Consider the following 21,276-nt stretch of genomic DNA (forward strand, 5'->3'; position numbering starts at 1 on the left):
GAAACTCATTTTTTGAATTTCACCGCGGGCGTACTTTGGCGATGTAGAACAAGGACAGGGCAGCGCCGCCGTGAACTGGCGCGGTACATCATGGTGCGCGCGCGACTGCTGCCGTCAGCACGCCGTACCTGGTCCTGCTTTTTGCCCATTTTCAGCTTGGCCTTTCCGGATGGCCGGGGTTTCTGACATGCGAGGTCCTGGCGTGTCGCTCGCCAAAAATGAGAGGCAATGTGGCGGTCACGGTGCGCCTGTAGTTCCGTGACATACCGTGATCGCGATTTCCTTTGCGCGACTCAATCGGATTTCCTATACGCGCCTCAGTCGCAGAGGCCGACATGGGAGAGCGCAGCGCAGGCTGCCGCCGAAGGAGCAACGCCCCGGAAACTCTCAGGCACCACGAACCGTGCCGGCCGCGCCCCCGTTCAGGGGCACATGTGACGATCTGGAGAGTGGTCGGACGTCACGCGCCCGGCCCACCGAAGGAGAAAGCGGCCCTGTTGGTCCGTGAAGCTCTCAGGTCTCGCGACAGATGGGGACGCTTGCCCGGCACGGTGCCGGATGCGTCCATATCTGCGTGCACTGGGAGGACCCCCATGACCCGTATTGCCGTGATCGGCGCCGGTATCACCGGTATTACGACCGCCTATGCCTTGGCCCGCCGCGGCTATGACGTCAGCGTGTTTGACCGCAACCGCTATGCCGCGATGGAGACATCCTTTGCCAATGGCGGTCAGCTTTCGGCCAGCAATGCCGAGGTCTGGACCCGCTGGGGCACCATCTTCAAGGGGTTGAAATGGATGCTGAAATCCGATGCGCCCTTGCTCGTGAACCCGGCGCCCAGTTGGCACAAGCTGTCCTGGATGGCGGAATTCATGGGCAACATTCCCGATTACGAGCGCAACACGGTTGAGACGGCGCGCCTGGCCATTGCCGCGCGGGAACATCTGCTGGAGTTTGCCCGCGAAGTGGGCGCCGATTTCGACATGGAACGGCGCGGCATTCTGCATGTGTACCGTCAGCAGTCCGAGTTCGATCATGCCCGCCGGGTAAATACGCTGCTGGAAAAGGCGGGGTTGGAACGACGCGAGGTGTCGGCGGACGAGGTACAGCGCTTGGAACCTACGCTGAAGGCCGACACGATTGGCGGTTTTTATACCGAGAGCGATTTTACCGGCGACATTCACCGCTATACCCGTGCGCTGAGCGACCGGTGTGAGCAGATGGGCGCGTCCTTTCACTACAAGTGCAAGGTGACGGACATCACGCATACCGGTGCGGGCGTTCGCCTGACCTGGGATTATGCGGGGACAACAGAGACGCAGCAATTTGAAGGCATCGTGGTCTGTGCGGGCGTTGGCAGCCGTGCCATTGCGGCACAACTGGGCGATCGTGTGAACATCTACCCGGTCAAAGGATACTCCATCACAGTCAATCTGGACGATGCAGAGAGTCAGGCCGCGGCCCCATGGGTCAGTCTTCTGGATGATGAGGCCAAGATCGTGACCTCGCGCCTGGGGCGCGGGCGGTTCCGCATTGCAGGCACGGCCGAGTTCAATGGCTACAATCTGGACATCCGCGACGATCGTATCCGGCCGTTGCGCGAATGGTGCGAGGCGTTCTTTCCCGATGTGTCGACCGAGCATTGCGTGCCTTGGGCGGGGCTGCGCCCGATGCTGCCGTCGATGATGCCGAAGGTCGGGCCCGGCGCAAAGCCGGGGGTCTATTACAACACCGGGCATGGGCATCTGGGCTGGACCCTCTCAGCGGCCACGGCACAGGCCACCGCCGACATCATTGATGCGAACAGGATGAAGAACGCGGCCTGACCAGAGGGGCGGATCAAGATCCGCCTTACGGGGGTCAAGTAAGGCGCAGATTGCTGCGCCATGCGACGTCAGCGTGGTGTGAAGTTCCATCGAGTAAGGCGGAGGTGTCCTCCGCCTAGCTGCCGTAGACTGCGCCCCAGCGTTCAATCAGTTGTTGCTGCATGACTTTGGCCCGCCGGTTCCAACTGCGTGCGCCTTGGGGTCGTTCACGGTTGGCGCGGGGTATGCGGGCGCGGGTCGCCTCGTCCGCGGCGAAGATGGCAAAGGCCATTTCGGTCCCGTCCCGCGCCGTCATGTAGCCCGCCAACCCGGACACGAAGTTCAATGTGCCGGTCTTGGCATGCACCTCGATCGGGTGGTTCTTGATCGCACGGCGTTGTTCATCAAGGATCGGGATCGCTTTGAGGATGGGGCGCAGCACGTTGTTCTGCCGCGCCTTGACCAGTGCAGCAACCATGTCGTCGGCCGTCATCTCGCTGTCGCCTCCAAGGCCCGAATGGTCCACGAGCCGCATCTTTGTCGTCCCGAGGGCGGCATTCGCCCAGCGGTTCATTTCGGTGGCCGATGCACGCAGGGAGGAGGGCCGACCATTGCGTTTGACTGTCGCGGCCATCCCCACCATTTCGGCCGTGACATTGGTAGAAAAGCGCAGCATGTCACGCAGGATCGTGCGCAGGTCTTCGCTTTGATGCGTCGCCAGCGTTGTGCCTTGGGGGATGCGGCTGACCACCTTGGGGTTCTTCAGAACGACACCGTGCGACCGCGCGAGTGTCTGGAACACGTCGCCGGCATAAAGCGCAGGTTTGCGTACGGGCAGCCAACGTGCGCCGCCATTGCCAAGGGCACCGCGCGCGACGCTCCAATTGTCGGTGCGCCCGCCATCGGCATAGGTATAGACCGGCGCGCGTCGTTCGCTCACTTGCATCCGCGCAATGGCCACATCCGGGCGGTATCGATCCGACCGCGCATCCATCGTGACGTTGTATTTGCTGCCCTGCCGCTTCCATTCGAAATGCACGCGGTTGAAGTTCAGTGCGATGCCCGACAGCGCTGGGCTGTAGCCGACATGATCGGGTTGATCCTTGTCGATCGTGGGGACTTCGGGGAACAGACCGTCGGCCACTTTGAAGTCGCCACGGACCTCGCGGATGCCCTTGGCCTTGAGCGCCGCAGCCAGCCCGGCCAGCGCATTTGTATCAAGGGTCGGGTCACCGCCGCCCACAAGGACCAGGTCGCCCTGGACCACGCCGCCCGACACGCCGCCGGTTGCGATAACCCGCGTGTTGAACCGATGGGCGTGTCCAAGTACGCCCAGCGCATAAAGCGCGGTCACCGCCTTGGCGACCGATGCGGGGGGTGCGCCCACCTTGGCGTTGCCGCCCTCCAGCTTTGTTCCTGTCCTTGCATCGGCCACCGCATAGCAGACGCGCCCGCCCAGCTTAGCCTTGGCGATGATGTCCTGCGGATCGGCAATAGCCTTCTTGAAATGATTGCCGCCACGCGCTTGCGGTCGCAAAGAGGCTGTCGGAGGGGCAGCAAGGGCTGCTGTGGCTGTGGAACTGGCCAGCGCGGAAAGAAAAAACCGTCTCGAAATCGTGTGCAACATGGACTCATGTAACCGCAGCTTTGTCCGGCAAACAAGCAGGCAAAGATCACAAATCCGAGGACGGCGTCCACTTGCCTTCTGCCCGGATCGCCGTGGACGATTCTGCGGTCATGGCGACATTCACGAAACACCAGGCCGGGGCGCCCGAGCGGCCCAGAAGTTGGCTGGCCCGCCCCGAGATGCGGTAGGACCGATAAAGCCGCGCGGCGGGGCTCATCCGGGCCGAAATCCGATCGCCCGGACGGGCCAGTACACCCACGGGCACGTTCTCCATGATCCATGTCCAATCTTGCCAAAGGTGAAACTGGGCAAGGTTGTCCGCCCCCATCAGCCAGACGAACCGGGTGCCCCGATACCGCTGCTTCAGCGCCGCAAGGGTCTGGGCAGTGTAGCGTGTGCCCAGATGCGCCTCAATGTCTGTCACCGTCACACGCGGGTGCTGCATGACCCGCCGTGCATGCGCCAGCCGAGTGGCCAGCGGGGCAGGGCCTTTGGCCTTGAGCGGATTTCCCGGCGACACCAGCCACCAAACGCGGTCAAGCCCAAAGCGCTTCATCGCCTCGCGCGTGATGTTGGCGTGCCCCCCATGCGCCGGGTCAAAGGAACCGCCCAGGAGGCCGATGATCTGGCCCGGTTTGGCCATGGGAAAAGCGGGGTCGGTCACGTACAGGTCCGTCTTGGTCAGTGTCAAGGACCGGACGTCAAACGCGCCGCCTTGTCAATCAATTGGCCGTACGTCGTCGCCCAGGGCAATGGTGCCAGTTTTGACCACTTCCGCGCACCAACCGCCATGCCCGCGCATGGCGGCATAGCCGCCGTGGCCCAACAATCGCTCCATCAGGCTGCACGGTGCGCAGATGGTGGTAAAGCGCAAAACGGCTGTGCCCAGTTGCACCTCACGACCCTTGAGGCCCGCTAGATTGATGCCTTGCACCATGATGTTGCGGCGCAGCAGTGTCGGATCAATCTGGTCACGTCCCAGATACGAGGCGATGGCGGGCAAGTGTTCGGCCTGCACCAACGTGACGGCTCGTTTACCTGCGCGACCGCGATCACCTTCGATGCCGGTTTCCGAAATCTTGGCCGTGTCCAAGACCTGAATGTCCACCGCGCGCGCTGGGCGCACACCAATCCATGCCACCGTTCCGGGCTGCGCCCAGCGGGCCATCATGTCGTGAAGTTCGCTCACCGTTCTTCGCTACGTTCCCTGCGGGCTTCGAGGCCGACAAGGTCCGGCAACCGCTCAAGGGGATAGTTCGGGTGCAGCACCCAGATGCCCGCCTCGTCCTGTTCAAGGGGTCGCAATGTGCCCCCCGGAAAGGCCCGCGTGCGCAAAGCCAATACAACGTCGGACAGGACGGCCGGGTTGTCGCGGAAATAGGCATGTCCGAAGCCACCGCGCACATTTTCCACCCGGATGAAATGCACCAGCCCCTCTTTCTGGAGGATTGCCAGTTCACCATCGACAAAATCTTCGTTTCTGAGAGCACCCAGCCGGATCGAACGGGTCAGATAAGCCGACAAGCGCAACGCGCCGTCGTTCGGGTTGATGTACAGATTGATCTGTTCAAAGGATTCCGAAAAGCGTTCGGCCTGCAAGCGTTGACGCACGATATCAACGTCAAGATCGGGGGCCGCCATGATCAATGTGCCCGTTTTGAGGGCAAGCTTGGGGTGTACACCGGCGCCGCGCGCCTCGATCATCAGTTCGCGCAGGGCCGTCGTGACCACATCCGTGCCACGCGAATGCGCAATGATGTCGATGTTGTCGACCTCTGGCATATCCGCCAGCATGCGCAGGAATTCCTTGGTGTGGTGTACGGAAAAGACACCCGCATCCCGGTCACGGAAGTAACCAAGCGGACCAACCCCGTTCCCGGCAGGCCATGTGAAAGAAACCGGAACAGACTCGCGCCCGGCAAAGTGCCACATGTTGGCAAGCGTCGTCAGGCTGTCTTCGAAATCATTGTTGAAGCCGTGGACATAGACCAGCAGGCTGCGGTTGCCGGTTTGGGCAATCTCGTCCGCGATCACAGCCTGAAAGCGGGCGGCCTGTTCGTTGTAGACATCCAATGACTGTTGCAGGTGGTTGAGCTGCCCGTCTGCCCGGGCGTAGGGCAGTGGCGTTGCTTCGAACCGCACGATCTCTTGGAAATCCGGCACCCAGAGGCTCGAAATGTTTTGATCGGAGTCGCTGCGGGTCCTGTCCAGCAGTTCTTCCCACCCCAGATCGCGTCCGAACTTGACCGTGGCTGCCCCAAACGCCATCGAATCCGACCTGTTGGCCCCATAGTTTTCACCATTCGGTGCGCGATCGGTCATGTAGAAAATCTTGGGTTCGGCGGTGCGCCAGACAGCGGGCACCAGATCATCGGGGTAATTCAGACCGCTTCGATACAGGTTTGGTGGTGGCGCAAGACTGATGCCAACCGCGCAGCCTCCCATGACCCAGCAGACTGCAAACAGGATAAACCGCCTCATGTCAGGCACTTCCGTAGATTGCGTTGATCACCGCTAACACAGGTCGGTTGGCTTCACCAAATGACATTTCCATGGCCGGCGATGCATTGCCCTTTGCCCGCGTGCCGGGTAGACGGACCTGCACAGTTTTTCCGGGAGGATGCCATGGCTGCCTATCAATATGTCTATCACATGTCGGGTGTCTCCAAGACCTATCCCGGGGGCAAGAAGTGCTTTGAGAATATCCACCTGAACTTCCTGCCGGGCGTGAAGATCGGTGTCGTGGGCGTGAACGGTGCCGGTAAGTCCACGCTGATGAAGATCATGGCGGGCATGGACAAGGATTTCACCGGCGAGGCCTGGGTCGCCGAGGGCGCCAAGGTCGGCTATCTGCCGCAGGAGCCGCAACTGGATCCGGCCCTGTCCGTGCGCGAGAACGTGATGCTGGGCGTGGCCGAGAAGAAGGCCGTTCTGGACCGCTACAACGAGCTGGCCATGAACTACTCGGACGAGACGGCGGATGAGATGGCCGCCCTGCAGGACCAGATCGATGCAGAGAACTTGTGGGATCTGGACAGCCAGATTGATGTGTCGCTGGAAGCGCTGCGCTGCCCGCCCGACGATGCGGATGTGACCACGCTGTCGGGCGGTGAAGCCCGCCGCGTCGCGCTGTGCAAGCTGCTGCTGGAAGCGCCCGAAATGCTGCTGCTTGATGAGCCGACCAACCACTTGGATGCCGAAACCATCGCGTGGCTGCAACAGCACCTGATCGACTACAAGGGCACGATCCTGATCGTGACTCACGACCGTTACTTCCTCGATGACATCACCGGGTGGATCCTGGAACTCGACCGCGGGCGCGGCATCCCCTACGAGGGCAACTACTCCGCATGGCTGGAACAGAAGGCCAAGCGGCTTCAACAGGAAGCCCGCGAAGACAAGAGCCGCCAGAAGACGCTGGAGCGCGAACTGGAATGGATGCGGCAGGGCGCCAAGGCGCGGCAGGCCAAGTCCAAGGCCCGGATCAACGCCTATAACGAGATGGCTGATCAGTCCGAGCGCGAGAAGCTGACGCGCGCACAGATCGTGATCCCGAACGGGCAGCGCCTTGGATCGAAAGTGATCGATGTGCAGGGCCTGTCCAAGCACATGGGTGACAAACTGCTGGTTGAGGGGCTGGATTTCTCTCTGCCCCCCGGCGGGATCGTGGGCGTCATCGGCCCCAACGGCGCGGGCAAGTCGACCCTGTTCAAGATGCTGACCGGACAGGAAACACCCGACGCCGGGACGATTGAGTTGGGCGACACGGTGCAGCTGTCCTATGTTGACCAGTCGCGCGACGATCTGGCAGCTAATGACACCGTATGGGAAGCGATTTCCGGCGGAGCCGAGGTTATCGAACTGGGCGACGCGCAGGTGAACTCCCGCGCCTATTGCTCGTCCTTCAACTTCAAGGGTGGCGACCAGCAAAAGAAGGTGTCGCTGCTGTCAGGCGGTGAACGCAACCGCGTCCACATGGCACGGCTGTTGAAAGAGGGCGGCAACGTCCTGCTCTTGGACGAACCAACCAACGATCTGGACGTGGAAACGCTGCGCGCCTTGGAAGACGCGCTTGTTGATTTCGCAGGCTGCGCTGTCGTGATCTCGCACGACCGGTTCTTCCTTGACCGGATCTGCACACATATCCTCGCGTTCGAAGGGGATGCGCATGTGGAGTGGTTCGAGGGGAACTTCGAGGACTACGAAGAAGACAAGAAGCGGCGACTGGGGCCGGATGCCCTTGAACCTAAAAGGCTCAAGCACAAGAAATTCGTTCGTTAGAACGGATTTCTTGGGCAGGCTTTTGGGTTCAAGGCGTGCGCGAAAGAGTGTTTGCGCAGCATACGCGCGTAGCGGCACCCGGTTGCAGTTGGGGTGACCCTCGTTAGAACCCAAGCGGTTGAAGCATAAGAAATTCGTACGGTAGCCTTTATGTACTTCAAGCCTCAAAAAGCATCTAGTGATTTCCAATCTACGCATGGCCACTTCAATTTACTGGCTCGCTGAACGCGGCGGTTAAAGGTTGTAACCGCAGGCAACAACTCCTACTTTTTCCCAATTCACTTGGGGGAAATCTATTGCTATTCAAAAACCTTCCTCTCAGCAGGTTAATGGTCAATCCGGACAATGATCGTCATGGCCCTCAGGGAAATGAACAAGATGCCATAAATTGGCTTTTCGCCGAGCACGGAGACAAAATGGTCACGTTAGCTGGTGATATTGTGGCCCAAGGCAGAGTGTTCGACTCTCCACTTGTTAAAGCCGATGGAAAAATCTTTGTCGTTTTTGATGGCAATAGGCGCGTAGCTTGTTTGAAAGCGCTCGCAGGCTCCTGCTCGATACCACAAAAGTATTCCAAGCAGTTCAATAATCTCCAATCCACATCTGACTGGTCACCAAAAAGTAAAATCAGTTGCCAAATAGAATATGACCAAGCTGAGATCGACCAAATCATCAGCCGGCGCCACAACGGCACCGATGGTGGGAAAGGTCAACTACGTTGGGACACACGAGCAAAAGCGAACCACGCCAATCGTATTGGCGCTACCAATCAATATCCTATCGCAGAAGCGATAGAGGGCTTTTTGGGCGAACACGGCTATCCCAACCCTACGCAGATTGCTCGTTCCACGCTGTTCAGGTTGGTGAATGCGAAGAAGAGGCAACGACAATTTGGAGTGGAGTTAGGCGGCAACGGAACTCTGCTGCTTAGCAGACCGAAGAACGAAGTCATCGAAGCATTCTCCAGAGTTGCAGATGATATCATTGAGAAGAGATTGACGCTCAAGAATGTTCTAAACTCGGAAGGTGTTGATGAGTACATGTTAAGGCTAGAAGAGAGCGGACTTGTCGATACAGCGGACCCAGCCTCTGATCAAAGCCGAAAAAGGGACGTACAACCTGCAGCGCTGAAGGATCTTAAGAACGTCGTCCGTTCAAAAGCCAGGCCCAAACCGACTCGTGACACGTTGATCCCGCAAGTGGAGTATGATGTTGTATGGACACCCGGCTTGCAGAAAGTTGAAGTGCTGTGGCGAGAGCTACAGTTTGTGTTGAAATTTCAACGCGCCGAACTCTCCATTCCGATTGTATTTCGAACCTTAATTCAACTGCTTACTGACTACGCAATCAACAAACTAAATACGTCGCCTCGCAACACTTCCTTGTCCGCACGCGTCCGACACGTTGTGTCCGCGCTCCAGGAATCTGGCGAGCTTGACAGAAAAGAAGTTGCAGATATTTGCACCGCTCTTGGAAACACAAACTCCATGCGCGAGATAGAAATTCTGCATAGGGCTGTGCACAGTTCAACTGTTATCCCTGGTCGCGACGATCTAATTGCTATGTGGGGAGTATTTGAAAAATACCTGCTGTCATGCTGCAAGTACCGTTAGACTGCATCAATCAAAAATTCACAACAAATAAGCCCAAACCAGCACCACCGGCGGCGCAAACGCGATCATAAACAGCTTCACCACGTGGCTCACCTTGCCGAACAGCTCATCGCCCCCCGCCCATGGTCGCGCTTCTCGCGCATCGTTTCACGATACGCTGCCAGCCCCGCGATTGCTGTGCAATCGCTCGGGTCGGGGACGGCGCAAACGCGGGGCGTTTCCGGGGTGAGCAACTCAGGCGTTGATGCAAATCGAATTGGCATTGTAGCGTCTGGACATGCACATCATCGACATCTGGGTGAACTGCCCCTCCATCGACACGGCCGACACGATTACGGACGCGCTGCTTGACCAGCACCTCATCGCCTGCGCCAACCGCTACGCCCCGATCCAAAGCGCCTATGTCTGGGACGGTGCCATCCAGCGCGAGCAAGAGCATCCGCTGCTTCTGAAAACCCGGGCCGACCTCGCCCAGCAGGTCGAAGACGCCGTGCGCGCTCTCCACCCCTACGACGTCCCGCCGATCATCCGGATCGAAGCCACTGCCAATGCCGACTATCTGGCATGGGTCCACGCCGTCACCCGCCCGACATAGGGCGCGCCGTCACGGCACGCGTGCAAAGGGTCTTTGAAGTTCCCGCATGCGCATTTGCTAACAGGTGGTTAATCCGCCTCTGTAACCCATTGAAATTCCTGACCCGCGAACCTGTCCCAGCATGGGACATGAAAAAAGGGGCCGAGAATGTCGCCCCCTCACCATAATTGCTGGCCGCCAACATCACGACATAGCCGCTCTTTTCCTGCGCCACCTAGGGCCGGTTGATCGAGGCCATCGCCAAAGAATATCTGACCAAAATTCAGATCGGACACGTTCTTGAGAAAAGCGATGCCAGATTGAAAATCATTCGTTAACCCCGACTTGCGAAGCTCTCGAGGGGAGCAAGAGAAGCAATGATATACATCTACCTCAGATACCTCGCTATCATCGGCACGGTTGTGTTGCTGCTTTTTGGCATCTCTTTCTTTCCGCCGCTTACAAGCGGCGGCAATTCAGCCGGTTCTGGTGTGAGCCAGGCCGAATATGAAGAAATTACAGGACAAGAGTTGGCCTACTGCGAGAACAGCGCATACGACGTTGATTGCGAGTGTTTTGCCGAGATATCTGGCCACATCCTGTCCCAGCAAGAAACCAAGGTTCCTTTTGCCGTGTATCCCGACAGGACAGCGCTTGCGCGGGGGCAAGCGTCGGGCGAATGCTGAGGTCAGGGGCCGACGAGCGGTGCCACGAACGGGTCTGTGGGTGCTGTCGCCCAAGTGGCGCGGCGCAGTAATCACTTCAGCATGCCTGCATTTGGCTTCTGCCGCGTCCTTTGTTCGGGGGGATGACACGCGTGATTGCCGGCCTTGTTTCAGAGTGCCCCCGATTGCCACGGTCACTTTAGTCCCTACAACGCTTTCACCATGGTCAGAGAGGACTTGGACACGGGCATGGTCGATGTCCCGCGCTTCATGGGTGTCGGCATTGAAGGTCCAATTGTGTCACAAAAGAAGCGCTGTACCCCCTTTGGCGTAGCGGAACGGTGGCGAATTATTGGAATACGTATTGTGCTGCTGGAGAGAATCGAACTCTCGCACTCAGCGTATCCCGCAAGGGATGCACGTACGTCGAGGCCTGACACTTGCCGAGAGGCGCCTCTGTCTCAATGGGTCGGGAAACGATGGTGCTGCTGGAGAGAATCGAACTCTCGACCTCTCCCTTACCAAGGGAGTGCTCTACCTCTGAGCTACAGCAGCGCCGTGCGCGGCGGGATAGCCCCAAACCGCCACCCATGCAAGCCCATTCTGGACGCCAAATGCCCCCTGCGCTACAGAAGCGGCATGGCAGATAAAACCCCACCCAAGCCCACGGCAAAAGACGACCGCGACGCGCGGCTCAAACAGGCGCTCAAGGCCAACATGGCCAAGCGCAAGGCACAAGCCAAGGCACGGGCACAGGCAGGCAATAAAGAGGAGCAGGACAATGGATAGCATATTGGTCAAGGGTGGCGGCACCCTGAACGGGCAGATCCCCATCGCGGGGGCCAAGAACGCCTGCCTTACGCTGATGCCAGCCACATTGCTCAGTGACGAGCCGCTGACGCTCACCAATGCGCCGCGCCTGTCGGACATCCGCACCATGACGCAGCTGCTGCAATCGCTCGGGGCCGAGGTCACGTCGATGCAGGATGGTCAGGTGCAGGCGATGTCCTGTCATGGCACGATCAACACCCGCGCCGAATATGACATCGTGCGCAAGATGCGCGCCTCGAACCTTGTCCTTGGCCCGCTTCTGGCGCGCGAAGGGCATGCAGAGGTGTCCTTGCCCGGTGGCTGTGCCATCGGTGCGCGGCCCATGGACATCCACACCGACGGTCTGGCCAAGATGGGGGCCGAGATCGACCTGCGCGACGGCTACCTGCATGCCAAGGCGGAGGGCGGCAAGCTCAAGGGGGCGGTGATCGACTTCCCCTTCGCGTCCGTGGGGGCGACCGAAAACATCATGATGGCCGCGACGCTCGCCAAGGGCACCACGGTCATCAACAACGCTGCGCGCGAGCCGGAAATCGTGGACCTCGCCACCTGCTTGCGGGCCATGGGCGCGCAGATCGACGGAGACGGGACACCTTCGATCACGATTCAAGGCGTAGACAAGCTGCACGGTGCCACCCACCGCGTTGTCACCGACCGGATCGAGCTGGGCACCTACATGCTGGCCCCGGCCATTTGCGGGGGCGAGGTTGAGCTGCTCGGCGGCAAAATCGGCCTCGTGGGCGCCTTTTGCGAAAAGCTGGACGCGGCAGGGATCAGCGTGACGGAAACCGACAAGGGGCTGAAAGTCGCGCGCAAGAACGGGCGAATCCGCGCCGTGGATGTGACGACCGAACCCTTCCCGGGCTTCCCGACCGACCTACAGGCACAGATGATGGCGCTGCTGTGCACGGCCGAGGGCACGTCGGTGCTGGAAGAAAAGATTTTTGAGAACCGCTTCATGCACGCGCCGGAACTGGTGCGCATGGGGGCTGATATCGAGGTGCATGGCGGAACGGCCACCGTGAAAGGGGTCGACCAACTGAAAGGCGCGCCGGTCATGGCAACGGACCTGCGGGCGAGCGTCAGCCTGATCCTTGCGGGCCTTGCTGCGACAGGGGAAACGCGGGTTGCACGCGTCTATCACCTTGACCGCGGCTATGAACATGTGGTGCGCAAGCTGTCGGGCGTAGGTGCAAATATTGAACGGATTTCGGGGGACTGATGCAAGACGCACGGTTTGAAGACGGGCGCGAGGCGCCTCTGAACCTTGGGGCGCTGGATGCGGATGATCTGCAGGTGGTGTCGTCGCTGGTACAGGATGCGGTGTTTCCGATCACGGAAATGCGTTGGGATGCACGCGGGCGATCCTTTGCTCTTCTGGTCAACCGCTTCCGTTGGGAAGATGAAGGCAAGGATCGTCACGCGCCCGAGCGGGTGCAATCCCTGCTGGCCTTCGCTGGCGTTTTGCGGGTCTCCAGTCAGGGCGTGGATCGGTCGGACAAGGATGTGATCCTGTCGCTGCTCTCGGTCACGTTCGAGGCGGGCGAGGATGGGGCAGGGGAGATCCTGCTGACGCTCGCGGGCGATGGTGCGCTGCGCCTGTCGGTCGAAGCGATTGACGTGACGCTCAAGGATGTGACCAGACCCTACGTGGCCCCGTCAAAATCGGTGCCCAAACACGATGACTGACCTGTCCGTGCGCCGTCTGACCGGCGCAGATGCGGAGGGCTGGCGCGCGCTGCGGCTTGAGGCGCTGTCGACTTACCCGCAGGCGTTCCTGACCACCTATGACGAGGCTGCGGCTGTGTCGTTGGACACCATCGCGGAGCGTCTGGAGAATGGGCACAGCTTTGGCGTGTTTACGGGCTCAACCCTTGTCGGCATTGGCAGCCTGATCCCGCAGACAAAAGCGCAGACAAAGCATCGGGCCGATCTTGGCGCGTTCTTTGTTCAGCCCGGCGCGCAGGGCAGTGGTGCGGCGACCGCCCTTGTCGAAGGGATCGCAGATGCCGCGGGCCAATTGGGCATCAGTCAGTTGGAACTGTTCGTGGCGGCCAGTAACGCGCGCGCCATTGCATTCTACATGCGCGCGGGCTTTCGGGAGGTTGGGCAAATACCCAACGCCACCTTGAGCGATGGTCATGCCGAGACCGACCTGATCATGATCCGCGCCATCGCGTAAGGCGTCTGCCGTACGGGGGATCCAGCACATTGTTCAAACGTGGTTCTGGTGCAGCAAGCTGCCCCTTGCCAGACATCCTTACTTCAAAAAATCAGGTGGATGTATCATGGGGGGCGCCTATAGTCCCAAACCCACCGATACTTCGGATCGTTTGAAGGTCTGCGTCTGCTAAAGTGCTTCCAAGTCAATCTACTAGCATACGTACCCTGTCTTCGAGGTCCTCAAGCAGCGCGTCTGCGGACCAGCCGGCCCGACTGCGGTGCACATAACCCTGGCGCATGTCGTGCAACAGCCGCGCGCGATCTTGAGATGGGAAATCATCTGGCAGATTTCCTTTTGCCTTCTCTTGATCGAACCGGGCGGCAAGCCGGGCATCCGTGTCCTGAATGGCCTTCTCCATCCGTTCCGCAACACCATCAACCTCGCCGACCGTTGTTGCCACGCAAGAGGCCAGAAAGCAGCCTCGTGGTGCGCCTTCCTGCTGGGTTGAGTGTGAGACCACGGACATCAAAAACCCTCGCACCGCATCCTCAATCGTTCGGGCCCCTTCAAAAGCAACAATCGGCGCGCACCCGTCGACATCCGCGTAGCGGTCGATTGTCTTGAGGTAGAGCTCGCGCTTGTCGCCAAAGGCCGAATAGATGCTGGGCCCGCTGATGCCCATCGCGGCGGTCAGATCCTTCATGGACGTTGCGGCATAGCCCTTTGTCCAAAAGGCATTCATCGCGGCCATCAGCGCTTCGTCCTCGTCAAAGCTCCTGGGTCGTCCCATTTTTTTTGTATCGTTCACAATAAAAGTCCTTGACGGCTGCTGAGCTTTATTTATGTATCGTTCGTTAGAAAAGTCAAGGAGAGCGCTCATGCAGCCTGCAAGGCCAGCACCAGGAGAAATATTTCCTGCGATTGAAGTTCCCAAGCTTGGGGGAGGTTCCCTTCGGCTGGGTGTCCCGTCCAAAGGATATGACTGGCAGATGATCGTGGTCTACCGGGGCAGGCACTGCCCCATCTGCACGCGTTACCTGGGCGAGATCAACGAGGTCGCAGCCGCCTTGAAAGAGCTGTCCATCGAAGTTGTTGCGGTGTCTTCTGATAGTGCAGCGCGAGCCAAGGACCAGATTGGCGAGGTGAGCCCTGACTTCTCCGTCGGCTATGGCCTGTCGATAGAAGATATGAAGGCGCTGGGCCTTTACATCTCAAGCCCCCGCCACGGGATCGACGTTGAAGGCCCGTTTGCAGAGCCGGGTCTGTTCGTGGTGAACGAGGATCGCGAATTGCGCATGGTCGACATCTCGAACGTTCCGTTCCTGCGCCCGCAAATGCCCTCTTTGGTCCGTGGCCTTCGGTTCATGCGCAGTATGACGGAACCCTTTCCGGCCAACGGCATCTATGCCTGAAACACCGCTTTCCCAAGAAAGAGCAAACTCATGACAATGACAACAGATCACCCGAATACCGCTGCCGTCAAAGCCACGCTGGACAGTCTTATCACCGGCGTATCCGGCCATGCCTTCGATGTGCTGGACCGCACCTACCACAAGGATATGCGCACCTATCTTCTGACTGATGACGGGGTGCTGATGCAGAATGACAAACCGGGCTTCATGGAGCATGTGAAGGCCGCGATGTCCCAGATGGGCGACCCGAACCCATGGGCCGAGTATCACCTGGTCGAAGCTGACGACACCCATGGTCATATCCTCGTCAGCCGCAAGAACAACGTGACCAACCGCAAACAGTTGGTGACGCTCAGCATCGACTTCACGTTCGAAGAGGACCGCTGGCAAATCACGCGAGAGGTCATCATGACGCGCAACGAGGTGAACTAGGTCCACCACAAGTCGTCCAAGCGCTCCTCGGAGCGCTCTTTCACGATCATCCCCGCCCCAGCTCAACGGAGACACCCAAGATGAAACGCATCCTATTTGCCCCTCTGATCATGACATTCACCTTCGCAACGGCGGCTCATGCAGAAACGGGCATTCCGGCCACCCTCAACGCAGTGAATGATGAGTTTAACGCAGCTGCCGCCGCTCATGACCCAGAGCGCCTGGTGAACCTGTACGCAAACGATACGCTTTGGATCGCTCAGGGCGCTCGGGTGACGCAAGGCCTGCAAGGACCACGTCAGCTCTTTGAATTTGTCACGCAGAACAAAGGCGAGGTCACGCACACGATTGATCATCTTTTTGTCTCCGAGGACGAAACGCTGGCCGTGATGATTGGCTCCGTCGATGCCAAGATCGAAAGCCAGGGTATGGATGCGACGGGTACGTATTTGTTTGTTCTGGAACCCGAAGATGACGGTTGGGAGATCGTCACAGACATGTGGCATCAGCACAGCGAATGAACATTCCTAAAAATGCAGTGGTTTGTCCGGCTCTTTTCGCCGCCCCGACATCAGGCGTTGTGACGCATTGAATGAATGCCCGCTTTGCAGCCTTTGGGGAGATACCGCCTGACCGTTCCACGGTCAGGCGAACGTGTCGTCTGCCCCGCCCCTTGAGCCTGCGCGACCTGCCCGCTATGTCCCGCCTCAGCCGGAAAGGACATCCATGCCCCAGTTTCTTGACCACAGCGACGCTGATTTCGAAGTGCAGTTTGCCGCCCTTCTGTCCGCCAAGCGCGAGGATAGCCCGGATGTGGATGCGGTTGTGGCCGATATCATCGCCGACGTGCGGGCGCGGGGGGATGCTGCCGTCATTGAGCTGACGGAACGTTTCGACCGCATTGCCCTGACGTCCGACACTCTGCGGATCAGCGCAGATGAGATCGCCGGGGCTGTTGCAGAGGTTGGGCCGGAGGATCGCGACGCACTTGCCCTCGCAGCTGCCCGCATCCGCGCCTATCACGAACGCCAGATGCCCGAGGACGCCCAGTGGACGGACGAGGCGGGTGCCACCCTTGGTTGGCGCTGGACGCCAGTGTCGGCGGCAGGTCTCTACGTGCCCGGCGGGCTGGCCAGTTACCCGTCCTCGGTCCTGATGAATGCCATCCCGGCCAAGGTGGCGGGTGTGGGACGTCTGGCGATCACCGTTCCCACGCCGGACGGGGTGATCAACCCACTTGTCCTGCTGGCAGCGCAGCTTTCGGGCGTGGACGAGATTTACCGCATCGGCGGGGCGCAAGCGATTGCGGCGCTGGCCTATGGCACGGACACGATTCCGCCCGTCGATAAGATCACCGGGCCAGGCAATGCCTTTGTTGCTGCGGCCAAACGGCGGGTCTTTGGCAAGGTTGGCATCGACATGATCGCGGGTCCGTCCGAGATTCTAGTGATCGCGGATGGCAACAATGACCCTGACTGGATTGCCCTCGACCTGCTCAGCCAGGCCGAGCACGACGAAAGCGCGCAATCGCTGCTGATCACCACTGATCCCGCCTTTGGCTGGGCGGTGGCTGATGCGGTGAATGCACGCCTTGAAACGCTGGAGCGCCGCGCCATCGCGGGTGCCAGCTGGCGGGACTTCGGTGCAATCATCACCGTGCCGGACCTTGATGTTGCGGCACAGCTGTCGGACCGTATCGCGCCCGAGCACCTTGAGCTCTGTGTCGCGGACCCTGCGGCGCTGTCCGAAAGGATCACCCATGCCGGGGCTATTTTTCTGGGTCAATGGACGCCCGAGGCGATTGGGGACTACATCGGTGGTCCCAATCACGTGTTGCCCACAGCCCGCTCGGCCCGGTTCTCGTCCGGTCTGTCGGTGATGGATTTCGTCAAGCGGACCACGCTGGCGCAGATGACGCCTGATGCGCTGCGCGCAATTGGTCCGGGCGCAGAGCGGTTGGCCGCCTCCGAAAGCCTTGAGGCGCACGGGCTGTCCGTGACGGCCCGATTGCGCAAGTTGAACGGGTAGAGGGGGGCCAGCCCCCCGGCTGCGCCGCCCCCCGTGGTATTTTCAGCCAGAAGAAGGGGCATCCCCGCGCTTGGACATGAAATGCGGTGCGCGGCATTGTGGCATTGTATTGCGCGGTTCCAGACCCTAAGCATTGCGAAAGATTGTTTCGTTGCCGAAGGCCCCGCGCCATGACCCGAATTGCCCGCATCATGTTGGATGATGCCAACCTACCGCCCCCCACACCCGAGATCGAACAGGAACGCAAAGTGGCGATGTTTGACTTGCTCGAGGACAATACCTTTGTCCTGCCGGGCCGAGATGGCCGCCCGGTACCGCAGGGGCCCTACAATGTCGGCCTGTCCATTCGCGACAAGCGTCTGGTCTTTGACGTTGCCACCGAAGCTGACGAGAAGGCGGCCGAGTTTCATCTGTCCCTTGGACCTTTCCGGCAGGTGGTGAAGGACTACTTCCAGATCTGCGAAAGTTATTTCGAGGCGGTGAAGAAGCTGCCTCCCAGCCAGATCGAGACCATCGACATGGCCCGCCGCGGCATCCACAACGAGGGCAGCCGGGTGCTTCAGGAACGGCTGGAAGGCAAGGCAGAGGTCGACACCGACACGGCCCGCCGCCTTTTTACCCTGATCTGCGTGCTGCATTTCGGCGGATAGATGACCGAAACGCTGCCGCAATCCATCCTCTTCTGCTGCGATCACAACGCGGTTCGGTCCCCCATGGCAGAGGGGATCATGAAGAAGTTCTATGGCACCGGCACCTATGTCCAATCCGTCGGCGTCAAGAACGACATGGAGATCGATGGCTTTTCCATCGCCGTGTGCCAGGAACTGGATGTGGAACTGAGCCGCCACCGCTCGCGCAGCTTTGACGAGATGGAGGATTGGGGCGACGACCTGTCGTCCTTCGACCTGGTTGTGGCCCTCAGCCCGGCCAGTCAACGGCGTGCACTGGAATTGACGCGCTACTATCATCTTGAGGTCGAATACTGGCCGATCCTCGATCCGACCGGTCTGGGTGAGACGCGCGAGGCGAAGCTGGAAAGCTACCGCGCCGCCCGCGACCAGATCATTACCCGCCTTGTTGAGCGGTGGGGGCCGGCCAGAGAGGGCAACTGATGCAGATCGTGAGTGATTATTTCGAAGCGTTCAATGCTGGCAATGTCGAGGCCATGCTGGCTTGCCTGACCGAGGACGTGGCCCACCATGTGAACGAAGGACAGGTGCGCGAAGGCAAGGACCTGTTCGGGGCGTTTTGCACGCATATGAACCAATGCTACACAGAGAGGCTCACCGATATGGTGGTGTTCTCGGCCCAAGGTGGCACACGCGCTGCCGCCGAATACACCGTCAATGGCACCTACCTGCAAACGGATGAAGGGCTGCCCGAGGCGCGCGGTCAGACCTATTGCCTGCCCGCCGGGTCCTTCTTTGACATTCGGGACGGTAAAATCGCCCGTGTCACCACCTATTACAACCTTACGGATTGGGTGCGACAGGTCGGGGCATGAGGATCGAGACACTGACCGGGCCAGCCCTGACCGAGGCACTGGATGATGTGGCAAAGCTGCGCCTGGCGGTCTTTCGGGACTGGCCGTATCTGTATGAAGGCGATGCCGCCTATGAACGTCGTTACCTCGAGGTTTACGAACAAAGCGACCGCGCGGTCGTCGTTGCGGCTTACGATGGCGACTGGATGGTGGGGGCGGCGACAGCGGCGCCCCTGGTGGAACATGCTGATGCGTTCTCGGACGCGTTTGACGGCGCGAATTTCAACGTGAATTCGTGCTTCTATTGCGGAGAAAGCGTGTTGCTGCCGCGCTTTCGAGGCCGTGGGCTAGGCCACCGCTTTTTTGACATGCGCGAGGCCCATGCACGCGACTTGGGCTACAAAAGTATGTGCTTTGCCTCGGTCCTGCGACCACCGGACCACCCCTTGCGCCCCAGCGCGTACCGGCCCCTGGATCCGTTTTGGGAAGGGCGTGGATATAGACGGATGCCCGGTGTTGTCGCCCATTTCTCCTGGAAGGACGTCGATCAGGGGGCCGAGACGGAAAAACCGCTGCAGTTCTGGATCAAGGACTTTTAGCTCAGCTGCACTGCCGCGCGGCGCTGTCGCTGTAGTCCTTCCAACGGCGCCAGAACCGTTCATCTGTCGAGCGATCGGATACGCGCACTTCCTGTGCCTGTTGCGGGTTGCTGAAGAACCCCGCGCCACGGCTTTGGTCCGCCGAACTCAGCGATTGGTTGGCAACGGCCTGCACGCAGCCACAGCGCGCCCGGCTGGCCTGATCCCGTCCCCCGCTTCGGCAGGCGGAATAGATCGGGCCGGTCGCAAACAGCACCGGGGTCGTGGGAACAGCCCGCGCGCTCGAATAGGAGGATCCGCCGCCACAGGCGGCCAGTCCAAGGGCCGCGGCCCCGGCAATGATCGTGGTCGAGAGTTTCATATCTCTGCTCGTCTCTGCTGTGACGGGTTGGCCCGCTCTGAATGTGCAAACTATGCCGTAAATATAGGACAAGGGCAATTCACGAACAAGCGCGCGGCCCCGGGCCGCGCGCGTCGCCCGGCAGGGTATCGGCGTTAGCCGATGCACGAGAGGGCCAGCGCCCATCAGTTCCCCTTTTACGATCCGTCCGCACATCGCGGCCCCGGGCCGCGCGCGTCGCCCGGCAGGGTATCGGCGCCAGCCGATGCACGAGAGGATCAGCGCCTATCCCTTGCCCCTTTTGGCCCGCAGCACATCCCGGCCTTGGGTCACGCCAATTCCCAAGCCTTTTAAGGAAAAACCCGCCGATGCGCATGCAGTTGATTTGACCAGACAGGCCCGTCTGTTTATGTGAATTGCAAAAGATCGGAGAGCAGAATGAACCGCACCCGTTTGATCCTGTTGGCAGTCGTTGCCGCCACTGCACTCGCAGCCTGTGAAACCGCCAAGGGCGTCGGGCGCGACATTACGCGCGCAGCGGACGCTGTAGACCGGGCGATTTAAGCGCACCGCCAAGCGGTGCGCGTCACCCCGGCAGGGTATCGGCGCAGCCGATGCACGACAGGAGAAAGCGTGAGTGCCAGCGCAACTCCGTAGGGCGGGCTTCAGCCCGCCAAGCCCCGACCAAACACCGCCTGCGACATATCCACAAAGCACCACAGCGCGGAATCAAGGCCAAAGGCCGCCGCGCATCGGCAGGCCGCCCGCCGGACTGGCGATTGGTTAATGCTCGCACATCGCTCAGACCGAAGATGTACCTTGCCACCATAAAGCACTGCCGCTCAAAGGTCAGACGCCATCCCGCGTCCTGTCGATGGCGCTACTCGTCAAAAATGGTCAACCAACGAATAACTCCGTAAGGCGGGCTAGAGCCCGCCAACTGCCAGTCAAACACTCCAATCCAACGCTAGTTCCAAACATCAAAGCGCGGAATCAAGGCCAAAGGCCGCCGCGCATCGGCAGGCCCTCCCACGGCCTGTCGATTTGGCCGGTCTTGGTGCTTCGGTGAACCGGAAGATGCACTTGGCAGCCATAAAGTGCTTCTGCACAAAGGTTGGATCGACAGCCCAGGGCCTGCCTATGGTCGGGCGTATCCAACTACCAATACCGTAGGGCGGGGTTCCGCCCCGCCAAACCACACCTCAATACCGACGAAACGCTGCTCTAAGCCTCATAACTCGGCGGCAACGTCGCCGCCTCGGGCTTTGGCTCTGCCGTACCCAAATCCGAAGTCCACCCCCGGAAATTCTCTAGGGTCAGGACCCATTGATTTTCGCCTAGTGGCGTGATTCACGGTTCGAAAACGAGCGGTGAATATGTCTGACCTTTTCTGGCTCACGGATGCGCAGATGACGCGTCTTG

Annotated in this window: 24 protein-coding genes, 1 tRNA gene and 2 riboswitches; of the genes, 18 read left to right on the forward strand and 7 right to left on the reverse strand. The window is 60.0% G+C overall.

Features of this window, described 5'->3' with window-relative positions:
* The first annotated feature begins 326 nt into the window (after positions 1–326).
* Positions 327–414, forward strand: a riboswitch (glycine riboswitch).
* A gap of 18 nt (positions 415–432) precedes the next feature.
* Positions 433–539: riboswitch (glycine riboswitch) on the forward strand.
* A gap of 54 nt (positions 540–593) precedes the next feature.
* Positions 594–1,826, forward strand: a complete 1,233-nt coding sequence (locus AC53L6_RS08465) for a D-amino acid dehydrogenase (protein WP_496907527.1) — start codon at positions 594–596, stop codon at positions 1,824–1,826.
* A 115-nt stretch (positions 1,827–1,941) separates the two neighbouring features.
* On the opposite strand, the gene dacB is transcribed toward AC53L6_RS08465, so the two are convergent.
* The 4 genes from dacB to AC53L6_RS08485 form a co-directional block, all read right to left on the reverse strand.
* The gene (dacB, locus tag AC53L6_RS08470; RefSeq protein WP_496907528.1) at positions 1,942–3,432 is read right to left on the reverse strand and encodes a D-alanyl-D-alanine carboxypeptidase/D-alanyl-D-alanine endopeptidase; all 1,491 of its coding nucleotides are present in this window, start codon (positions 3,430–3,432) and stop codon (positions 1,942–1,944) included.
* Between the two features lie 46 nt (positions 3,433–3,478).
* The gene (locus tag AC53L6_RS08475; protein ID WP_496907552.1) at positions 3,479–4,075 is read right to left on the reverse strand and encodes a nicotinate-nucleotide adenylyltransferase; all 597 of its coding nucleotides are present in this window, start codon (positions 4,073–4,075) and stop codon (positions 3,479–3,481) included.
* Between the two features lie 75 nt (positions 4,076–4,150).
* Positions 4,151–4,621, reverse strand: coding sequence for an MOSC domain-containing protein (locus AC53L6_RS08480; RefSeq protein WP_496907529.1), 471 nt, complete (start codon positions 4,619–4,621; stop codon positions 4,151–4,153).
* Positions 4,618–5,913, reverse strand: coding sequence for an alpha/beta hydrolase (locus AC53L6_RS08485; RefSeq protein WP_299205806.1), 1,296 nt, complete (start codon positions 5,911–5,913; stop codon positions 4,618–4,620). The genes AC53L6_RS08480 and AC53L6_RS08485 overlap by 4 nt, the downstream gene beginning before the upstream one ends.
* A 144-nt stretch (positions 5,914–6,057) precedes the next feature.
* Between AC53L6_RS08485 and ettA the strand changes: the two genes are divergently transcribed.
* The 4 genes from ettA (at position 6,058) to AC53L6_RS08505 (ending at position 10,586) form a co-directional block, all read left to right on the forward strand.
* Positions 6,058–7,713 (forward strand): energy-dependent translational throttle protein EttA, encoded by a 1,656-nt coding sequence (gene ettA / locus AC53L6_RS08490; RefSeq protein WP_299205804.1) that lies wholly within the window; start codon positions 6,058–6,060, stop codon positions 7,711–7,713.
* Positions 7,714–8,042: 329 nt separating this feature from the next.
* A complete protein-coding gene (locus tag AC53L6_RS08495; RefSeq protein ID WP_496907530.1) occupies positions 8,043–9,326 on the forward strand; it encodes a hypothetical protein in 1,284 nt (427 codons plus the stop codon).
* A 277-nt stretch (positions 9,327–9,603) separates the two neighbouring features.
* Entirely contained in the window at positions 9,604–9,921 is a 318-nt protein-coding gene (gene cutA / locus AC53L6_RS08500) for a divalent-cation tolerance protein CutA (protein WP_299704261.1), read from the forward strand.
* Between the two features lie 356 nt (positions 9,922–10,277).
* On the forward strand, positions 10,278–10,586 hold the full coding sequence (locus tag AC53L6_RS08505; RefSeq protein ID WP_299602139.1) for a hypothetical protein: 309 nt from the start codon (positions 10,278–10,280) through the stop codon (positions 10,584–10,586).
* Positions 10,587–11,045: 459 nt separating this feature from the next.
* Here the strand turns inward: AC53L6_RS08505 and AC53L6_RS08510 are convergent.
* Positions 11,046–11,120 (reverse strand) — tRNA-Thr (locus AC53L6_RS08510).
* 84 nt (positions 11,121–11,204) lie between these two features.
* On the opposite strand from AC53L6_RS08510, the gene AC53L6_RS08515 reads away from it, so the two are divergent.
* Genes AC53L6_RS08515 through AC53L6_RS08530 form a run of 4 tightly spaced genes read left to right on the forward strand, consistent with a single transcriptional unit; the run spans position 11,205 to position 13,578 of the window.
* The gene (locus AC53L6_RS08515) at positions 11,205–11,354 is read left to right on the forward strand and encodes a hypothetical protein (RefSeq protein ID WP_299205794.1); all 150 of its coding nucleotides are present in this window, start codon (positions 11,205–11,207) and stop codon (positions 11,352–11,354) included.
* Positions 11,347–12,618 carry a UDP-N-acetylglucosamine 1-carboxyvinyltransferase gene (gene murA, locus AC53L6_RS08520; protein ID WP_496907531.1) on the forward strand — a complete coding sequence of 424 codons (1,272 nt, stop codon included), beginning with the start codon at positions 11,347–11,349 and terminating at the stop codon, positions 12,616–12,618. Before AC53L6_RS08515 ends, murA begins: the two co-directional genes overlap by 8 nt.
* Positions 12,618–13,085 carry a DUF2948 family protein gene (locus AC53L6_RS08525; RefSeq protein ID WP_299205788.1) on the forward strand — a complete coding sequence of 156 codons (468 nt, stop codon included), beginning with the start codon at positions 12,618–12,620 and terminating at the stop codon, positions 13,083–13,085. The genes murA and AC53L6_RS08525 overlap by 1 nt, the downstream gene beginning before the upstream one ends.
* Positions 13,078–13,578, forward strand: coding sequence for a GNAT family N-acetyltransferase (locus AC53L6_RS08530; RefSeq protein ID WP_496907532.1), 501 nt, complete (start codon positions 13,078–13,080; stop codon positions 13,576–13,578). Before AC53L6_RS08525 ends, AC53L6_RS08530 begins: the two co-directional genes overlap by 8 nt.
* Positions 13,579–13,762: 184 nt before the next feature.
* On the opposite strand, the gene AC53L6_RS08535 is transcribed toward AC53L6_RS08530, so the two are convergent.
* A complete protein-coding gene (locus AC53L6_RS08535) occupies positions 13,763–14,350 on the reverse strand; it encodes a TetR/AcrR family transcriptional regulator (RefSeq protein ID WP_299205781.1) in 588 nt (195 codons plus the stop codon).
* 88 nt (positions 14,351–14,438) lie between these two features.
* Here AC53L6_RS08535 and AC53L6_RS08540 point away from each other — a divergent pair, with 88 nt between their 5' ends.
* From AC53L6_RS08540 to AC53L6_RS08575, 8 genes are all read left to right on the forward strand, one after another.
* On the forward strand, positions 14,439–14,972 hold the full coding sequence (locus AC53L6_RS08540; RefSeq protein ID WP_496907533.1) for a redoxin domain-containing protein: 534 nt from the start codon (positions 14,439–14,441) through the stop codon (positions 14,970–14,972).
* A gap of 30 nt (positions 14,973–15,002) precedes the next feature.
* Positions 15,003–15,404, forward strand: a complete 402-nt coding sequence (locus tag AC53L6_RS08545; protein WP_496907534.1) for a hypothetical protein — start codon at positions 15,003–15,005, stop codon at positions 15,402–15,404.
* Between the two features lie 80 nt (positions 15,405–15,484).
* Complete coding sequence (locus AC53L6_RS08550; RefSeq protein ID WP_299704246.1) at positions 15,485–15,925, forward strand: YybH family protein; 441 nt, start codon at positions 15,485–15,487, stop codon at positions 15,923–15,925.
* Positions 15,926–16,130: 205 nt separating this feature from the next.
* Positions 16,131–17,432: a histidinol dehydrogenase gene (gene hisD / locus AC53L6_RS08555; RefSeq protein ID WP_496907535.1), complete on the forward strand. Its 1,302-nt coding sequence runs from the start codon at positions 16,131–16,133 to the stop codon at positions 17,430–17,432.
* A gap of 170 nt (positions 17,433–17,602) precedes the next feature.
* Positions 17,603–18,082, forward strand: a complete 480-nt coding sequence (locus AC53L6_RS08560) for a UPF0262 family protein (protein WP_299205767.1) — start codon at positions 17,603–17,605, stop codon at positions 18,080–18,082.
* Positions 18,083–18,544: an arsenate-mycothiol transferase ArsC gene (locus tag AC53L6_RS08565; protein WP_299205765.1), complete on the forward strand. Its 462-nt coding sequence runs from the start codon at positions 18,083–18,085 to the stop codon at positions 18,542–18,544.
* Positions 18,544–18,936 (forward strand): ketosteroid isomerase-related protein, encoded by a 393-nt coding sequence (locus AC53L6_RS08570; protein ID WP_496907536.1) that lies wholly within the window; start codon positions 18,544–18,546, stop codon positions 18,934–18,936. The genes AC53L6_RS08565 and AC53L6_RS08570 overlap by 1 nt, the downstream gene beginning before the upstream one ends.
* Entirely contained in the window at positions 18,933–19,514 is a 582-nt protein-coding gene (locus tag AC53L6_RS08575; protein WP_299205740.1) for a GNAT family N-acetyltransferase, read from the forward strand. Before AC53L6_RS08570 ends, AC53L6_RS08575 begins: the two co-directional genes overlap by 4 nt.
* A 1-nt stretch (position 19,515) precedes the next feature.
* On the opposite strand, the gene AC53L6_RS08580 is transcribed toward AC53L6_RS08575, so the two are convergent.
* The gene (locus AC53L6_RS08580; RefSeq protein ID WP_299745682.1) at positions 19,516–19,875 is read right to left on the reverse strand and encodes a hypothetical protein; all 360 of its coding nucleotides are present in this window, start codon (positions 19,873–19,875) and stop codon (positions 19,516–19,518) included.
* Positions 19,876–20,292: 417 nt separating this feature from the next.
* Between AC53L6_RS08580 and AC53L6_RS08585 the strand changes: the two genes are divergently transcribed.
* Positions 20,293–20,418 (forward strand): EcnA/B family entericidin, encoded by a 126-nt coding sequence (locus AC53L6_RS08585; protein ID WP_299205730.1) that lies wholly within the window; start codon positions 20,293–20,295, stop codon positions 20,416–20,418.
* Positions 20,419–21,276 lie beyond the last annotated feature (858 nt).

It is taken from the genome of Tateyamaria sp. LSS28, from assembly GCF_059611725.1.

Excerpts from the sequence above, each read along its gene's own strand:
- AC53L6_RS08505 (WP_299602139.1), top strand. The coding sequence starts at position 10,278 with ATGATATACATCTACCTCAGATACCTCGCTATCATCGGCACGGTTGTG.
- murA (WP_496907531.1), top strand. The coding sequence starts at position 11,347 with ATGGATAGCATATTGGTCAAGGGTGGCGGCACCCTGAACGGGCAGATC.
- AC53L6_RS08530 (WP_496907532.1), top strand. The coding sequence starts at position 13,078 with ATGACTGACCTGTCCGTGCGCCGTCTGACCGGCGCAGATGCGGAGGGC.
- AC53L6_RS08560 (WP_299205767.1), top strand. The coding sequence starts at position 17,603 with ATGACCCGAATTGCCCGCATCATGTTGGATGATGCCAACCTACCGCCC.
- dacB (WP_496907528.1), bottom strand. The coding sequence starts at position 3,432 with ATGTTGCACACGATTTCGAGACGGTTTTTTCTTTCCGCGCTGGCCAGT.
- hisD (WP_496907535.1), top strand. The coding sequence starts at position 16,131 with ATGCCCCAGTTTCTTGACCACAGCGACGCTGATTTCGAAGTGCAGTTT.
- AC53L6_RS08580 (WP_299745682.1), bottom strand. The coding sequence starts at position 19,875 with ATGAAACTCTCGACCACGATCATTGCCGGGGCCGCGGCCCTTGGACTG.
- ettA (WP_299205804.1), top strand. The coding sequence starts at position 6,058 with ATGGCTGCCTATCAATATGTCTATCACATGTCGGGTGTCTCCAAGACC.
- AC53L6_RS08565 (WP_299205765.1), top strand. The coding sequence starts at position 18,083 with ATGACCGAAACGCTGCCGCAATCCATCCTCTTCTGCTGCGATCACAAC.
- AC53L6_RS08545 (WP_496907534.1), top strand. The coding sequence starts at position 15,003 with ATGACAATGACAACAGATCACCCGAATACCGCTGCCGTCAAAGCCACG.
- AC53L6_RS08495 (WP_496907530.1), top strand. The coding sequence starts at position 8,043 with ATGGTCAATCCGGACAATGATCGTCATGGCCCTCAGGGAAATGAACAA.
- AC53L6_RS08575 (WP_299205740.1), top strand. The coding sequence starts at position 18,933 with ATGAGGATCGAGACACTGACCGGGCCAGCCCTGACCGAGGCACTGGAT.
- AC53L6_RS08525 (WP_299205788.1), top strand. The coding sequence starts at position 12,618 with ATGCAAGACGCACGGTTTGAAGACGGGCGCGAGGCGCCTCTGAACCTT.
- AC53L6_RS08535 (WP_299205781.1), bottom strand. The coding sequence starts at position 14,350 with ATGGGACGACCCAGGAGCTTTGACGAGGACGAAGCGCTGATGGCCGCG.
- AC53L6_RS08475 (WP_496907552.1), bottom strand. The coding sequence starts at position 4,075 with ATGGCCAAACCGGGCCAGATCATCGGCCTCCTGGGCGGTTCCTTTGAC.
- AC53L6_RS08485 (WP_299205806.1), bottom strand. The coding sequence starts at position 5,913 with ATGAGGCGGTTTATCCTGTTTGCAGTCTGCTGGGTCATGGGAGGCTGC.
- AC53L6_RS08515 (WP_299205794.1), top strand. The coding sequence starts at position 11,205 with ATGGCAGATAAAACCCCACCCAAGCCCACGGCAAAAGACGACCGCGAC.
- AC53L6_RS08550 (WP_299704246.1), top strand. The coding sequence starts at position 15,485 with ATGAAACGCATCCTATTTGCCCCTCTGATCATGACATTCACCTTCGCA.
- AC53L6_RS08585 (WP_299205730.1), top strand. The coding sequence starts at position 20,293 with ATGAACCGCACCCGTTTGATCCTGTTGGCAGTCGTTGCCGCCACTGCA.
- AC53L6_RS08465 (WP_496907527.1), top strand. The coding sequence starts at position 594 with ATGACCCGTATTGCCGTGATCGGCGCCGGTATCACCGGTATTACGACC.
- AC53L6_RS08540 (WP_496907533.1), top strand. The coding sequence starts at position 14,439 with ATGCAGCCTGCAAGGCCAGCACCAGGAGAAATATTTCCTGCGATTGAA.
- cutA (WP_299704261.1), top strand. The coding sequence starts at position 9,604 with ATGCACATCATCGACATCTGGGTGAACTGCCCCTCCATCGACACGGCC.
- AC53L6_RS08570 (WP_496907536.1), top strand. The coding sequence starts at position 18,544 with ATGCAGATCGTGAGTGATTATTTCGAAGCGTTCAATGCTGGCAATGTC.